This is a genomic window from Bradyrhizobium sp. USDA 4538, from assembly GCF_024171045.1.
GTDB lineage: Bacteria > Pseudomonadota > Alphaproteobacteria > Rhizobiales > Xanthobacteraceae > Bradyrhizobium > Bradyrhizobium australafricanum.
Map to the genome: position 1 here is coordinate 6,155,212 of NZ_JALJZE010000001.1, position 13,627 is coordinate 6,168,838.

At 65.0% G+C, this 13,627-nt stretch carries 14 protein-coding genes; 8 read left to right on the plus strand and 6 right to left on the minus strand.

Features of this window, described 5'->3' with window-relative positions; genetic code table 11:
- Nucleotides 1-6: 6 nt before the first annotated feature.
- The 3 genes from J2R78_RS27870 to ilvC all read left to right on the plus strand — a co-directional run bounded on the left by J2R78_RS27870 (nt 7) and on the right by ilvC (nt 2,668).
- The gene (locus J2R78_RS27870) at nt 7-882 is read left to right on the plus strand and encodes an EamA family transporter (protein ID WP_057015046.1); all 876 of its coding nucleotides are present in this window, start codon (nt 7-9) and stop codon (nt 880-882) included.
- Between the two features lie 7 nt (nt 883-889).
- Complete coding sequence (locus tag J2R78_RS27875) at nt 890-1,498, plus strand: LysE family translocator (protein ID WP_092089957.1); 609 nt, start codon at nt 890-892, stop codon at nt 1,496-1,498.
- A gap of 150 nt (nt 1,499-1,648) precedes the next feature.
- A complete protein-coding gene (gene ilvC / locus J2R78_RS27880; protein WP_018272993.1) occupies nt 1,649-2,668 on the plus strand; it encodes a ketol-acid reductoisomerase in 1,020 nt (339 codons plus the stop codon).
- A gap of 155 nt (nt 2,669-2,823) precedes the next feature.
- Here ilvC and J2R78_RS27885 read toward each other — a convergent pair whose 3' ends face one another.
- Both J2R78_RS27885 and J2R78_RS27890 read right to left on the minus strand, forming a co-directional pair.
- Nucleotides 2,824-3,930, minus strand: coding sequence for a DUF2336 domain-containing protein (locus tag J2R78_RS27885; RefSeq protein ID WP_168857165.1), 1,107 nt, complete (start codon nt 3,928-3,930; stop codon nt 2,824-2,826).
- 193 nt (nt 3,931-4,123) lie between these two features.
- Nucleotides 4,124-5,143 (minus strand): adenylate/guanylate cyclase domain-containing protein, encoded by a 1,020-nt coding sequence (locus tag J2R78_RS27890; protein ID WP_253607603.1) that lies wholly within the window; start codon nt 5,141-5,143, stop codon nt 4,124-4,126.
- 212 nt (nt 5,144-5,355) lie between these two features.
- Here J2R78_RS27890 and J2R78_RS27895 point away from each other — a divergent pair, with 212 nt between their 5' ends.
- The gene (locus J2R78_RS27895) at nt 5,356-5,589 is read left to right on the plus strand and encodes a hypothetical protein (RefSeq protein WP_076824274.1); all 234 of its coding nucleotides are present in this window, start codon (nt 5,356-5,358) and stop codon (nt 5,587-5,589) included.
- A 12-nt stretch (nt 5,590-5,601) separates the two neighbouring features.
- Here J2R78_RS27895 and J2R78_RS27900 read toward each other — a convergent pair whose 3' ends face one another.
- Entirely contained in the window at nt 5,602-6,222 is a 621-nt protein-coding gene (locus J2R78_RS27900; RefSeq protein WP_076824276.1) for a hypothetical protein, read from the minus strand.
- A gap of 107 nt (nt 6,223-6,329) precedes the next feature.
- Between J2R78_RS27900 and J2R78_RS27905 the strand changes: the two genes are divergently transcribed.
- Nucleotides 6,330-7,037, plus strand: a complete 708-nt coding sequence (locus J2R78_RS27905; protein ID WP_253607604.1) for a TetR/AcrR family transcriptional regulator — start codon at nt 6,330-6,332, stop codon at nt 7,035-7,037.
- Between the two features lie 171 nt (nt 7,038-7,208).
- Nucleotides 7,209-8,921 carry a sulfatase-like hydrolase/transferase gene (locus J2R78_RS27910; protein WP_057015052.1) on the plus strand — a complete coding sequence of 571 codons (1,713 nt, stop codon included), beginning with the start codon at nt 7,209-7,211 and terminating at the stop codon, nt 8,919-8,921.
- A 99-nt stretch (nt 8,922-9,020) separates the two neighbouring features.
- Here the strand turns inward: J2R78_RS27910 and J2R78_RS27915 are convergent, their stop codons facing one another.
- From J2R78_RS27915 to J2R78_RS27925, 3 genes are all read right to left on the minus strand, one after another.
- Nucleotides 9,021-10,580 carry an ABC transporter permease/substrate-binding protein gene (locus J2R78_RS27915; RefSeq protein ID WP_253607605.1) on the minus strand — a complete coding sequence of 520 codons (1,560 nt, stop codon included), beginning with the start codon at nt 10,578-10,580 and terminating at the stop codon, nt 9,021-9,023.
- Nucleotides 10,577-11,365 carry an ATP-binding cassette domain-containing protein gene (locus J2R78_RS27920; protein ID WP_253607606.1) on the minus strand — a complete coding sequence of 263 codons (789 nt, stop codon included), beginning with the start codon at nt 11,363-11,365 and terminating at the stop codon, nt 10,577-10,579. The genes J2R78_RS27915 and J2R78_RS27920 overlap by 4 nt, the downstream gene beginning before the upstream one ends.
- Before the next feature lie 147 nt (nt 11,366-11,512).
- Nucleotides 11,513-11,728 (minus strand): hypothetical protein, encoded by a 216-nt coding sequence (locus tag J2R78_RS27925; RefSeq protein ID WP_016844293.1) that lies wholly within the window; start codon nt 11,726-11,728, stop codon nt 11,513-11,515.
- A gap of 230 nt (nt 11,729-11,958) precedes the next feature.
- On the opposite strand from J2R78_RS27925, the gene J2R78_RS27930 reads away from it, so the two are divergent.
- Entirely contained in the window at nt 11,959-12,795 is an 837-nt protein-coding gene (locus tag J2R78_RS27930; RefSeq protein ID WP_026193124.1) for a hypothetical protein, read from the plus strand.
- Between the two features lie 112 nt (nt 12,796-12,907).
- Nucleotides 12,908-13,618 (plus strand): hypothetical protein, encoded by a 711-nt coding sequence (locus J2R78_RS27935; RefSeq protein ID WP_253607607.1) that lies wholly within the window; start codon nt 12,908-12,910, stop codon nt 13,616-13,618.
- Nucleotides 13,619-13,627: the final 9 nt, after the last annotated feature.

Here is a 13,627-nt window from a genome sequence, read left to right on the forward strand (position 1 = left end):
ACAACAATGAAGCCGGCCGATGTTGGCATCGCCGTCATGGTCGCGGTGATCTGGGGGCTTGCGTTCGTCGCAAGCCGGATCGCGCTCGATGAGTTCTCGCCGGAGCTGATGACGACGCTGCGCTTCGCCATCGCCGCGCTGCCGTGCCTGTTCCTGCGCAAGCCCGGCGTTTCCTGGCCGCTTCTGATCGCGATCAGCTCAACGCTGTTCCTCGGCCAGTTCCTCGCACAGGCCTTTGCGATCGCGCATGGCGTTCCCGTCGGGCTTTCCAGCGTGATCGTGCAGAGCCAGGCGCTTTTCACCATCGCCTTCGCCGCCCTGGCCTTCGGGGAAATCCCGACACGGAGCCAGGCAATCGGCATCGCGATCGCCGCGCTCGGCCTGCTGATGATCTGCGGGACGGTCGGCTACGACTTCAGCGTCGCCGCGTTTGCGATCATCATGATCTGCCCGATCAGCTTCGCGATCGGCAATCTTCTCCTGCGGCAGGCGAACGGCGCGCCGATGTTCGATCTGTTCGCCTGGCTGTGCCTGTCAGCCGCGGTGCCGCTCGCGGTGCTGACCTTGATCACGAACGGCCCGCAGCCGACCTGGCATGCGCTGACCCACATGTCGCTGACCGGGCTCGTCTGCATGCTCTGCCTCGGCGGCATCTCGACCAGCATCGCCTACTGGCTGTGGGGCCGGCTGCTGCGGGATTATCCGGCGGCGCAGGTGGTGCCGTTCGCGCTGCTGGTGCCGTTCGTCGGCTCCGCCGCGTCGAGCATCGTGTTCGGCGAGACATTCGGGCCGCTGCGGCTGGCCGGCATGGTCACCGTGATCGCCGGCATCGCCGTGATGCTGCTGTCGAAGCGGCCAAAAGCTCTGCCGAAAGTCGCGTGAGGGCACCATGTCGAATTCGCTGCTGTTCGCCTTTGTCGTGTTCGCCGTCGTGATGTTCTTCACGCCGGGCCCCAACAACATCATGCTGCTGTCGTCGGGGCTGACCTACGGCTTCCGCCGCACGGTGCCCCATATCGCCGGCATCACGGTCGGCTTCGCCTTCATGGTCGGCGCGGTCGGCGTCGGGCTGGGGACCGTCTTCATCGCCTATCCGGTGCTGCAGACGATTCTGAAATATGGCGGCGTCGCTTACCTGATCTATCTCGCAGCCGTCATCGCCATGGCCGAGCCGCCCTCGGCGGACAAGGACGACAGGGGCGGCCGCGGCCCGATGACGTTCTGGGGCGCCGCCATGTTCCAGTGGATCAATGCCAAGGGCTGGGTGATGGTGATCGGCACCATCACGGCCTATGCGGCGATTGCCGCCTTTCCTTGGAACATCGCGATCCAGGTCGGCCTGAGCCTGATCCTGGGCACGGTGTCCTGCATCGTCTGGGCGCTGTTCGGGACCGCCCTGCGGCCGATCCTGACCTCGCCCCGGGCGATCCGCGCCTTCAATGTGGTGATGGCCATCCTGCTGCTGGCCTCGCTCTACCCGGTCTTCATGGACGCATGATGCCGCACCGCGCCATGCGAGATGAGGGTTTCCCCTGAGGGGGAAAATGCTCTAGACAACGCCGGAAATTCGCGGGCGCCCGGCGGTTCTGACCTTCCGAAAGCCTGATTCATCGGCCGATTTTGGCCCCCTTCAAACGAGGAAACCACGATGCGAGTTTACTACGATCGCGATGCCGACCTGAACCTGATCAAGGGCAAGAAGGTCGCCATCGTCGGCTACGGCAGCCAGGGCCACGCCCACGCGCTGAATCTGAAGGATTCGGGCGTCAAGGAAGTGGCGATTGCGCTGCGCAAGGGTTCGGCCTCGGCCAAGAAGGCCGAGAACGCCGGCTTCAAGGTGATGGAAGTTGCCGAAGCCGCCAAGTGGGCCGACCTCGTCATGATGCTGACCCCGGACGAGCTGCAGGGTGACATCTATCGCGAGCACCTGCACGACAACATGAAGAAGGGCGCGGCGCTCGTGTTCGCCCACGGCCTCAACGTGCACTTCAACCTGCTCGATCCGCGCGCCGACCTCGACGTGCTGATGATCGCGCCGAAGGGCCCCGGCCACACCGTGCGCTCGGAATACCAGCGCGGCGGCGGCGTGCCCTGCCTGATCGCGATCGCCAAGGATTCGTCGGGCAACGCCCATGACCTCGGCCTCAGCTATGCCTCGGCGATCGGCGGCGGCCGCGCCGGCATCATCGAGACCACCTTCAAGGAAGAGTGCGAGACCGACCTGTTCGGCGAGCAGGTGGTGCTCTGCGGCGGCTTGGTCGAGCTGATCAAGGGCGGCTACGAGACGCTCGTCGAGGCCGGCTACGCGCCCGAGATGGCCTATTTCGAGTGCCTGCACGAAGTGAAGTTGATCGTCGACCTGATCTATGAAGGCGGCATCGCCAACATGAACTACTCGATCTCCAACACCGCCGAATACGGCGAGTACGTCACCGGTCCGCGCATCGTCACGGCCGAGACCAAGGCGGAGATGAAGCGCGTGCTGGCCGATATCCAGGGCGGCAAGTTTGCCCGCGACTGGATGCTGGAGAACAAGGTCAACCAGACCTCGTTCAAGGCCACCCGCGCCAAGCTCGCCGCGCATCCGATCGAGGAAGTCGGTGCCAAGCTGCGCGACATGATGCCCTGGATCAAGAAGGGCGCGCTGGTCGACAAGAGCAAGAACTGACAGGCGAGGCCTGTCATTCCGGGGCGGTCCGCAGGACCGAACCCGGAATCTCGAGATTCCGGGTCCGCCTCTTCGAGGCGCCCCGGAATGACGCTGTGATGAAAAAGGGTGGGCGCGTTGCCCACCCTTTTTCTTTGTCGCAGAGGCGCGGAGGCCTAGCCGGCCGCCATCGGCTGCTTCTCGATCCTGTTGTGCAGCTGCCAGAACCGCACCGTGCGCTGCGCGGTTTCCAGCGAGAGCCGGCGGTAATCGCGCTGCGCGATCTCGAGCGTCGCATTGTCGAGCGGCAACGGCAGCGGCCGCTTGCGCAGGATGCTTTCGACCGTCGGCCAGTTGAGCCGCGCCGAGCGGCACGGGATCAGGATCAGGTCGGAGCGAAGGCCGAGCATCAGCCGTTCGATCATCGCGATCGGCATGTCGTTGAGCACGGCGAGCGCGACCGTGACCTCGTCGAGCTTGCCCCCTTCGGCGAATTTGTAGACGGCCGCATCGTCGAGCTCGTTCAGCTGCTTCATCAGCTTGACCAGCTCTTCGGCGATGCCATAGTTGCGGCGCGGCGCCGCGGCCTCTTCCTGGGCGATGTCGTTCAGCACCTGGCTGATCTCCTCGCGTGCCCTGGGCGACGCGATCGAGAGCAGGCGGGCGCGCACAGTATCCTTGGCGCGCTGCAGCAGGTCGCGCAGCAGTTTGGCCGGAATGTCGATGCGCAGCCCGAGGATCTCGACCAGCTCGTCGTCGCCTTCGGCGCGGGCGACGATGCTGGAATAGCCGTTGTCGGAGAACTGGGCGCCGGCGTTCTTGGCGAGACGCCGGATCACCTTGTCCTCGCCGCGGTCGATGATCACGTCGGTGACGGAAGGCGGCAGGTTTTCCCGCGCGGAGATCGCGAACAGGTGGTCCTGGCCCTTGCTGCTCGCGATCTCGCGCAGGGCGTCGTTCGAGAGGCGGCTGGAGTGGGTCAGTACGTCGCCGGCGACGCTGATGTCGTCGTCCCAGGCGAGGTGCTGGATCACCTCGAACGGCGCATAGTCGAGCGGTGCGAGCCGCTTGCTGAGCTCGGCCCGCGCACGCGTCTCGACGCGCGCGACCAAGAGGCAGAGCACGTCGTCGAACACCTTGACCTGTTCATCGTTGAGGCGGTCGCCGTCGTTCAGGAACAGATCGGTGACCTGCCGCAGCGTCTGCACGCGCTTGGCCGATGTCCCGTCCCGGACCGCATCCTCGAGTTCGGCGATAATCGATTGTGACGCCTGTTGCGCCATCGATGGGCAACCTTGTTTTTGTTGAATGACACCTGTTTGCGCACCATGCGGGGCGCGGTCTTACACCTGCGTTAAGGTGAAATACGGTGCAAATACGGTGTGCGTCGCATCCTTAACAGGCTGCGACCCGACTCGATTCAATGCGCGCTTTCGGCTCAGCGGAAGCTGATGCCGGTGCATTTTAAGAGATCGTTTAGGACGATAGGCGCCGCGCGACGGAAAAGATGTCGATCGACGCTGCTCGTCCGCGCAATTGCGTCGAGCCGAGCGGCTCGACGACTAAGTCCCGGTCCGGCGGCAGCAGGCGGAGCAGGTCGCCCGATACCAGCAGCGGCCGGCCGGCCTCCTTGCAATGCGCCTGCAGCCGCGCCGTGACGTTCACGGTGTCGCCGAAATAGGCGATCTGTCGCCGCGAGTCCCCGCATTCCGCGATGACGACCGGACCGGCATGCATCCCGGCCCTAAACGCGGGCACCACGCCGAACTCCTTGCGATATTGATCGGCCCGCTTGGCGAGGCGATCCTCGATCGCGAACACGCAATCGAGATACCGCCGCGATCGCCCGTCGGCATTGGCCGGCCAGGTCACGATCACTTCGTCGCCGACATAGGCGTGGACTTCGCCGCCGTGCGACACGATCGGCTCGTCGATGTCGAAGAAGAAGCGCGTCAGCAATTCCTGCACGCGCAGCTCGCCCATCGATTCCGCTAGCGTCGTCGAGCCGACCAGGTCGAGAAACAGCAGCACGCGCTCCTCGCGCACCGGCTGCCGATAGCGTCCGAGCACGATGCCGAGCAGCGTGTGCCCGCCGATCATCCGGACCAGCTCGTAGATCGTCGTGATCGGGATCGACAGCAGCAGGCCGACGCCAATGATCTTCAGGAAGGTTTCGCGCATCCACTTGGCTTCGAGCCCATGCCCGTAAAGCACGATTTCCAGCACGATCGCGGCGGCCGCAACGGTGACGGCGAGGATCACAGAGCGGCCGATCAGCTCGACGATGAGTGATTGCCGTCGCAGCCAGCCACCACGTGCGGCCAGATAGAGATGCGTCGCCCAGACGATCACCGTGAGGGCTGCGCCGTCGAGGGCGCTGCGCACATAATTCGAGACGGAGGCCTCGTCGGACTCATCGAACGCATAGCGAAACAGCCCACCGACGAGCAGGCCGAACACCGCCAAGACGATCACAGGCGTCACGGCGCGCCGCATGGTCCCCTCCATGCATATGAAATATCCTGCGCGGACCGGGAAGGCCAGCCGCGGCGCGGCCGGCGGTGGACGGGATGCATCGCGGCGGCACCACGTATGCTGCGACGACAAGATCGATCGAACAGGCATGCGCAGCATGACCGAAGCCCGCGCTAAGGAACTGGAGAATCTTGGCCATCAGTGAGCCATCTTCCGGAGTCAGGACCGAGGTCATGACTGATGGAAAGAGCCAGGACGAATTGACCCGACTTGCGGATGAGGCGTTGCGCGCCCAGCCCGGCTGTGAGACCGCGCGCGTGCCGGCGATCGCCGGGCTGCCCGATGCGCAGATCGGACGCAACTGGGAGATTCCGAACGTCGTGCTCGGCGACAGCCTGATCAGCGACGTCGACCGCGCGGTGCTATCGGTTCATCGCCAGCTCGGCCGCAAGTTTCACCTGGTGTAAGGTGGCCCGATCTTAGCTCGCCTGCGCCTGACGTGGCGCGGGCCGGCCGGCCATGCTGATCATCCTGAGCGCGAACACCGCAGCGAGCGGCACGAGGAATAGCGCGTAGAGCGGCATCTCGGGAATCCGCTTGCCGAACGAGACCATGAACTGCAGCAGCAGATAATAGCCGCCGATCAGATGCAGCCTGCGCCAGGCGCGCGGGCCGAGCAGTGCAGCCGTGCGATCGAACGAAGTCGCGGTCAGCGCGATGATGGCGAGATAGCCGATACCGCCGAAGACGTAGGAGACGATCGAGGTCGCGGCCGCAAAGCCGGGCGGATCGAGCATCGCGAAGGCGGCGATCGCGACCGCATGGATGGCGTGCGAGGCCGCGAAGGTGAAGCCCAAATAACGGCGGTTGCGGCGCTGCCAGTGCGTCCAGGCGTTCGGCCACAGCCGCGCCAGCGCCGCCGCCGAGAAGGCGAGGCAGAAGAACAAGAGCGAGGTCCGCGCCGTGAAGCGGATCACCATCCGCACGCCCTCGACCTCGAACTGCCGCATGGCGGCGATCCAGATCGAAAGCCCGATCAGGGTGAGCGTGAGCAGGCCAAACAGCCGCCAGCCCTCGAACCAGTTGCGATGCGTCGCCATATCCCGCCTCCCGTTTATGTAATCACCAGTTACATTTCGGCCCCACGCGCGGTCAATCTGTGTAATCATCGCTTACATTCACAAGCGGGTGATGCTAGAGGTGCGCCATGCGCCGCCCCGCCAAAAGCCCGCCCACCGGCCGCCGGCCCGCCAAGCCGCGTCCGGCCGCGACGCGGGCGCAGGCGGCGAGGCCGTACCACCACGGCGACCTCCGCCGGGTCCTCATCGATGCCGCCATGCAACTGGTCGGCGAGGGCGGCCCGGAGGCGGTCAGCGTGCGCGAGGCCGCGCGCCGGGCCGGGGTCTCGCCGGGCGCGCCGTTCCGGCATTTCCCGAGCCGGGACGCGCTGATGAATGCGGTGGCGGAGGAGGCGCAACGCCGCTTTCGCGCCGAGATCGAGGCGGCGTTGGCCGAGGCGCCGCCAGGCGATCCGCTCGGCCGCTTCCGCCATCTCGGGATCGCCTATCTGCGCTGGGCGATGAAGAACCCGACCCATTTCGAGATCATCTCCAGCCGCCGCTTCTTCGACCACGACCGCTCGGCCGCCGTCTCCGGCGACAATGCCGAGTTGATCGGCCTGACCGAGCGCACGCTGGCGGAGGCATTTTCAGCTGGCCAACTCGGGACGCGCGACCTCAGGCAGGTCCAGATCGCCGGCCGCGCGCTGGTCTATGGCTTCGCGCGGATGCACATCGACGGTCATTTGCCGCGCTGGGGTGTCGGCGATGCGGAGGTCGAGCAGATGGCTGCCGACATCGTCGATCTCTTCATCGCGGGTATCGCGAGCCACGCCGCGCCGGCCGCCAAAGTTTAAGGCACGCGCACTGCCTGCCGCGGCCAGGCTTGGGCAGGCAAATTCATTGCGCGTTCATGACGATTCAATTACGGTTTTGTGACGCGGCCCAGACACCGGCTGTGCCGCATGCCTCCTGGCCGTTGCCAGTCAAGGCGGTGGCATTGCGCCGGGTTGTATTGCGTCCCGCCCATGGCGCCCGCGCCTCAGCAGAACTCCTCCGTTGCCGCACTGGCCGGCGGTCTTGCCGCGCTTGGCATCTGGCGGTTGATGGCGGTCGCGGCACCGCATTTCGGCGCGCTGATCCTGATGCTGCGCACCGAGACCGATTTCGGCTCGCGGCTTTGCTTCCTGCTCACCTGGGGAATCCTGAACTTCCTGTTCATCGCGCTGCTGCGCCGGCCGGCGCTGTCGGGCGCGCTGTCGCTGACACTGGTCGTGGTCTTGGTGCTGCTGTCGCGCTTCAAGCACGACGTGGTGCAGATGACCGCGAACTTCGTCGACCTGATGGTGATCGACCGCGACACCGCGGCGTTCCTGCTGACGATCTTCCCGAGCCTGCGCTGGTCGATCATCGGTGCCGGCCTCGTCACGCTGCCCCTGATGTACGCGCTGTGGTGGCTCGATCCGTTCCGCATTCGCCGGCTGCCGGCTGCGGCGGCCTGCCTCGCCTGCACCGCGGCGCTCTCGGGTTATGCCTTCGCCTGGCCGGATGAAGCCTGGCGCGGCTATTACGACGACGGCTACCTCTCGAAGTTCGCGCGCTCCGGCGTCACGGCCGTGTCCGATTTCGTCGCCTACGGCTTTATGGAGTCGGATCCGACCGCGAGCGATCAGCTCAAGATGCCCCTGGTCGATGCCTGTCATCCCGCCGGGCGGCGGCCGAACATCATCATGATCCATGATGAATCGAGTTTCGACATCCGCGCCGCCTCCGGCGTCAAGGTGCCGCCGGGCTATGGCAGCCAGTTCAAGTCCTACGACGGCGTCGCGCGCAAATTCCTTGCCGAGAGCAATGGCGGGCCGAGCTGGTTCACCGAGTACAACGTGCTTGCGGGATTGTCCTCGCGCTCGTTCGGCCGGTTCTCCTATTTCGTCACCCGCATCGCATCGGGGCGCGTGGAGCGCGGCCTGCCGTTGGCGCTGCGCCGCTGCGGCTACGACACGCTCTCGCTCTATCCCGCATTCGGCGCCTTCATGAGCGCGCGCAACTTCCAGACCACGACCGGCATCCAGCGCTTCTACGACGCGCATGACCTGCATGCGAAGGATGTCGAGCCCGACAGCTTCTTCTACGACAAGGCGCTGAAGCTGATGGCCGAGCAGAAGACGTCAGGCACGCCGCTGTTCGCCTTCGTCTATCTCGCCGCCAATCATTTCCCCTGGGAAACCAAATTCCGTCCCGAGTTGCTGCCGTCGTGGAAGCGGCCGGGCAATACGCCCGCGGTCGACGAATATCTGCGCCGGCAGGCGATGAGCGCTGGCGACTATGCCGGCTTCGTCGCGGCGCTGAAGAAGAAGTTTCCGGCGCAGCCTTTCCTGATCGTGCGTTACGGCGATCATCAGCCGGAATTCTCGCCGCAGCTGCTCGATCCCGATCTCGACGAGGCCGGCATCGGTAAGAAGCTGATGGATTACGATCCGCGTTACTACGCGACCTACTATGCGATCGACGCCGTCAACTTCGAACCCGTGAAGAGCCCGGCGGTGATGGACACGATCGACGCCGCCTATCTGCCGCTGGTGATTCAGGAAGCCGCGGGCATTCCGCTCGACCCGTCGTTCGAGGAGCAGAAGGCGATCATGCTTCGCTGCAACGGCGCATTCTATTCCTGCAAGGACGGCGCAGAAGCACGCCGCTTCAATCGCCTGTTGATCGACGCGGGGATCATCAAGGGATTGTGAGACGTCGTCATTGCGAGGAGCGTAGCGACGAAGCAATCCATCTTTCCTCGCATGCGGAGAGGTGGATTGCTGCGCTTCGCTCGCAATGACGGCGAGAGGCTATTTTCCGCCGACCTTCTCCCACAGCCAGCGCGCCACGGCGTCGGGCGACGATGATGCGTCATTGCCCGACGCGCGCAAATTCGCCCCGCGCATCTCGGCGATATCGATCTTGCCGAGCAGCGGCCGCAGCGCCGCCTTGAGCGCCTCGTCGTCGCGCCGCTTCGGCGACAGCAGGACGATGGCGTCATAGGGCGGGATGGCGTGCCTGTTGTCCTCGAGCGTGACAAGATCGTATTTCGCGATCAGTCCGTCGCTGGTGTAGCCCGCGATCACGTCGACCTCGCCGGAGGCGACCGCCGCATACATGAAATCCGGCTGCATCTGACGCTGGGCGCGGAACGTCAGCCCATAAGCCTTCTGGATGCCGGTCCATTCCGGCCGCGAGAAGAATTCATAGTCTCCGGCGATCGACATCGTCGCCGCGCGTGACGCGAGGTCGGCGATCGAATGGATGCCGAGCTCTTCGGCGCGCTTCCTCGGCATCACCAGCGTATAGGCATTCTCGAAGCCGAGCTCGCCGAACAGCGTGATGTCTTGCTTCGCCAGCGTTGTCTGCAATTCGCCCAACAGCTCGGCGCGGGGCTTGATGTCAGTGTGATGGAACTGGTTGGCCCACAGCGTTCCGGAATAGTCGACATAGACATCGATATCGGCGGCCGCGAGCGCGTCGAAGATCACGTTGGAGCCGAGGCCGGCGCGGGTCGTGGCCGGAAGGCCGGCCGCCTGTAGCCGCTGCGCGATCAACGCCGACAGCACATATTGCTCGGTAAAAGTCTTGGCGCCGACCACGATGCCCGCATGCGAGCGCGCGATCGCGGGCACCAGCGTCGTCGCGATCAGGGCGGCAATACCGAGCCCGCCGAGCGCCGTCCGGATGCGGCTGCGATTGCGCAGGCCGTTCTCGATCAGCGCCAGCAATTGGTCAACCACAAGCGCGAGCACGGCCGCAGCGAAACAGCCGAACAGCACGAACACCCAGTTCTGGGTCTGCAATCCCGCGAAGATATAGTTGCCGAGGCTGGTTTGGCCGATCGGCGTCGACAAGGTGGCGGTGCCGATCACCCACACCGCCGCGGTGCGGATCCCGGCCATCATCACCGGCAACGCCAGCGGCAGCTCGACCATGGTGAGCGATTGCCGCGGCGTCATGCCGACGCCCTGGGCGGCTTCCAGCACCGCCGGATCGACCCCGGACAGACCGGTGATGGTGTTGCGCAACACCGGCAGCATCGAATAGAGCGCGAGCGCCAGCACGGCGGGCAGGAAGCCGAAGGCGGAGAAGCTGAAGCCGAGCCACGCCGCGGTCAACGCGGCGAGCGCCAGCAGCAGCGGATAGAACAATGCGAGCAGCGCGAGACCGGGCACGGTCTGCACGATGCTGGCAAGCCCGAGCAACGTCCTGCGCAGCACCGGCCGGTTACGCGCGATGATCGCAAGCGGCAGGCTGATCAGGAGCCCGAGCGCCAGCGCGGCGACGCTGACCCGCACATGATTGCCGAGATAGTCGGGCAGATGGGAAAGCGCCTCGCTCCAGCGCGGATCGGCTGATAGAGTCATGCCGTGTCGCCCCGCGGCAGCAAAGCGCCCAGGCGTTCAGCCTGCCGCCGCGGCGTGTGCATCAGTTCACCGACATAGCCATCGGTGCTGGCCGAGAGTTCCGCCGGCGTGCCCTGGGCCAGCAGCCTGCCGCCGCGCATCACCGCGACACGATCGGCCAGCAGCAACGCCTCGGTCATGTCGTGGGTGATCATGACCGTGGTCAGGCCGAGCTCGCGGTGCAGCGTTCGATAATCGTCGCCGAGCGCGTCGCGGGTGAGGGGATCAAGCGCGCCGAACGGCTCGTCCATCAGCACGATGCGCGGCTTCGCAGCCAGCGCACGCGCGACGCCTATGCGTTGACGCTGGCCGCCGGAGAGTTCGTGCGGCAAACGCTCGCGATATTGTGAGTTGTCGAGCCGCACAAGGTCGAGCAGTTCATCGACCCGCGCCGAGATTTCCGCCTGCGTCCAGCCGAGCAGATGTGGCGTGATGCCGATGTTGTCGGCGACGGACAGATGCGGAAACAGCCCACCGCTCTGGAAGACATAGCCGATGCGGCGCCGCAGCAGGATCGGGTCGATGCGGCTGACATCCTCACCCTCGACCGCGATCCGGCCGTGGTCGGCTTCGATCAGGCGATTGGCGAGCCTCAGCAGCGTCGTCTTGCCGGAGCCCGAGCCGCCGACGATCGCCAGGAATTCACCCTCGGCCACGTCAAGCGAGACGTCGTCGACCGCCACCACGCGACCACTGTCAAAACTCTTGCCGACATGCGCATAGGCAATCAGCGGTGTTGCGGGCATTCCGGGGCGACCTCATGTCTCACCGTCGTTAACGACAGTGATAGCCCATAAATTGGACTTTGACTCGAGGCGCGGGCGCCTGCGCGGTGGTTTCGCAGGCTGTTCCGGTCGAAGCGGGTCAGCCCCGTCCGAGGCTGTGAGCGCACATCACACTTCGTTCTTGGGTACGTACTTGCCCATGATGCATTTATAGCTCTGCAGGTGCCATTCGTGATACGGCCCCTTGGCGAGCCAATCGGCGATGCCGATCTGCGCATTCACTGCGCAGGCGCCCATGGTGATGCCGGATTGGTCACTGGTGGTGACGACCTTTTCCATGCAGAGTTGAGCATTGCAGAGGATGGCGACGAGCGTAACGAGCATGACGGCCTTTATCAGTGGGGTTAACCCGGTCTGACCCGAATCATGCAGGGTTCATGCCACTATCAGCAGCCTTGGCGTCGCAGCCGACAAGACCGGGAAAGTACGGCCGGAGCGAATCGTCACGCCCGTCAGCGCGTAGCCGCACGCCCGTAGATACGCTATAGTCGCTGCCCAACTACGGCGTGAGATCGGGGCGAGCGAGGAACGTTGCGCGGTCGGGGGCTGCATCGATGATGACGTTACCTGAGTTGGCGGCAGGTGCTTTGGAGAAGTTTCTCGCCACGCATGTCAGCCGCACCTTCGGCGCTTCGCAGGCGCGCTTCGGCGAACTCCTGCCTGCCGCCGCGCGCATCGCGCTGGAATGCATCGGCAACAGCGACGCGCTCTACCACAATGTCGAGCACACGATGCTGGTCACGCTCGCCGGGCATGACATCATCCGCGGCCGCGCGCTGCACACCCACGTCACCGCCGAAGATTACACCCACACCATCATCGCCTGCCTGACTCACGACATCGGCTATGTGCGCGGTCTTTTGAAAGGCGATGGACCCGATGGCTACGTCATCGATGCCTCCGGCAACAAGGTGGTGCTGCCGCGTGGCTCGTCGGATGCCGGCCTGATGCCGTATCATGTCGACCGCTCGAAGCTTTATGTGCTCGACAGGCTCGAGGCCGTCCTTCCGCTCGATCGCGAGCGCGTCGCGCGCAACATCGAGGGCACGCGGTTTCCGGCGCCCGAAGGCCAGCAATATGACGATGAGGCGTCGATCGTCCGGGCGGCCGATTTCATCGGTCAGCTCGGCGATCCCAACTACATCAGGAAGGCCAACGCGCTCTATCACGAGTTCGAGGAGGTCGGCATCAACCGCCAGCTCGGCTATGAGTCGCCGGCCGATATCGTCGACCGCTATCCGCAATTCTACTGGAACATGGTTGCGCCGCACATTCAGGGCGCCATCAACTGCCTGAACATGACGGCAAGCGGCCGCCAGTGGATCGCGAACCTCTATAGCAACGTGTTCCGCGCCGAGCGCGAGGTGACGCTGTCCGGCCCGCAAATCTGACGCCGCGGCCTTTCAGCACGGATTGTGCTGCGTTCCCCAGCCGTTCGCGTGGTGTCCACATTTAGGCCTGCTTCGTCGTTGCACAGTCCGTGGAAATCAGCGACCTTGCGCCATGGACCCCTCCAGCGACCGTGTTTTCGACCGTTTCAGCATGATCTCCCGTTTCGCTCAATTGATTGCGGCTGCCGTTCTCTGCTGGCCGGCGCTGGCCGTTGCCGCCGGTCCGGTCTACGACGTCGATCTGTACGCGTTGATGTCCGGCACCTGCCGCAACGTGACCGTTGCGGGCCGCAGCTACACCTGCAAGGCAGTCGCTTACTTCCACACCCTGCGCGGCCGTTCCGAATTCACCGTGGTGCTCGACGATCCCGCCGACAAGAGCCACATCATCTCGTTCTCCGGCGAGAGCACCGAGCGCACCCAGGACAATCTGTTCGAGCTCGCGGTCGACCGCATGTTGCTGAAGTCGAGCGACCGCCCGCGGGTGGATGGTCTGCCGGTGCCGCTGGTCGAGATGTCGACGGGCTCATGCCGTCAGGTCGGAAGCTTCATCACGCGGCAGGTGTCCACCATCACCTGCGCCGCCACCGACCAGAACGGCAAGAAATACGAGCTGAGCTTCGAGTCGGACGGCTCGCCGATGACGTTGCGGCGGTTGCGGCAATCGACGCTGCCGTCCGAACGGCAGCGGGCGCGCGAGATCGCGCAGCTCGAATGCCGTCTCAAGGCGCGCGCCGCGCAAGTGCTGCCGCGGGACACGACGGCCTTCATGATTCGCTGCCTCGGAGAGGGCGACGGCAAGCCGGCCGACGAACAGCGATAGCCACGCGCC

Excerpts from the sequence above, each read along its gene's own strand:
- J2R78_RS27870 (WP_057015046.1), top strand. The coding sequence starts at position 7 with ATGAAGCCGGCCGATGTTGGCATCGCCGTCATGGTCGCGGTGATCTGG.
- J2R78_RS27875 (WP_092089957.1), top strand. The coding sequence starts at position 890 with ATGTCGAATTCGCTGCTGTTCGCCTTTGTCGTGTTCGCCGTCGTGATG.
- ilvC (WP_018272993.1), top strand. The coding sequence starts at position 1,649 with ATGCGAGTTTACTACGATCGCGATGCCGACCTGAACCTGATCAAGGGC.
- J2R78_RS27885 (WP_168857165.1), bottom strand. The coding sequence starts at position 3,930 with ATGGCGCAACAGGCGTCACAATCGATTATCGCCGAACTCGAGGATGCG.
- J2R78_RS27890 (WP_253607603.1), bottom strand. The coding sequence starts at position 5,143 with ATGCGGCGCGCCGTGACGCCTGTGATCGTCTTGGCGGTGTTCGGCCTG.
- J2R78_RS27895 (WP_076824274.1), top strand. The coding sequence starts at position 5,356 with ATGACTGATGGAAAGAGCCAGGACGAATTGACCCGACTTGCGGATGAG.
- J2R78_RS27900 (WP_076824276.1), bottom strand. The coding sequence starts at position 6,222 with ATGGCGACGCATCGCAACTGGTTCGAGGGCTGGCGGCTGTTTGGCCTG.
- J2R78_RS27905 (WP_253607604.1), top strand. The coding sequence starts at position 6,330 with ATGCGCCGCCCCGCCAAAAGCCCGCCCACCGGCCGCCGGCCCGCCAAG.
- J2R78_RS27910 (WP_057015052.1), top strand. The coding sequence starts at position 7,209 with ATGGCGCCCGCGCCTCAGCAGAACTCCTCCGTTGCCGCACTGGCCGGC.
- J2R78_RS27915 (WP_253607605.1), bottom strand. The coding sequence starts at position 10,580 with ATGACTCTATCAGCCGATCCGCGCTGGAGCGAGGCGCTTTCCCATCTG.
- J2R78_RS27920 (WP_253607606.1), bottom strand. The coding sequence starts at position 11,365 with ATGCCCGCAACACCGCTGATTGCCTATGCGCATGTCGGCAAGAGTTTT.
- J2R78_RS27925 (WP_016844293.1), bottom strand. The coding sequence starts at position 11,728 with ATGCTCGTTACGCTCGTCGCCATCCTCTGCAATGCTCAACTCTGCATG.
- J2R78_RS27930 (WP_026193124.1), top strand. The coding sequence starts at position 11,959 with ATGATGACGTTACCTGAGTTGGCGGCAGGTGCTTTGGAGAAGTTTCTC.
- J2R78_RS27935 (WP_253607607.1), top strand. The coding sequence starts at position 12,908 with ATGGACCCCTCCAGCGACCGTGTTTTCGACCGTTTCAGCATGATCTCC.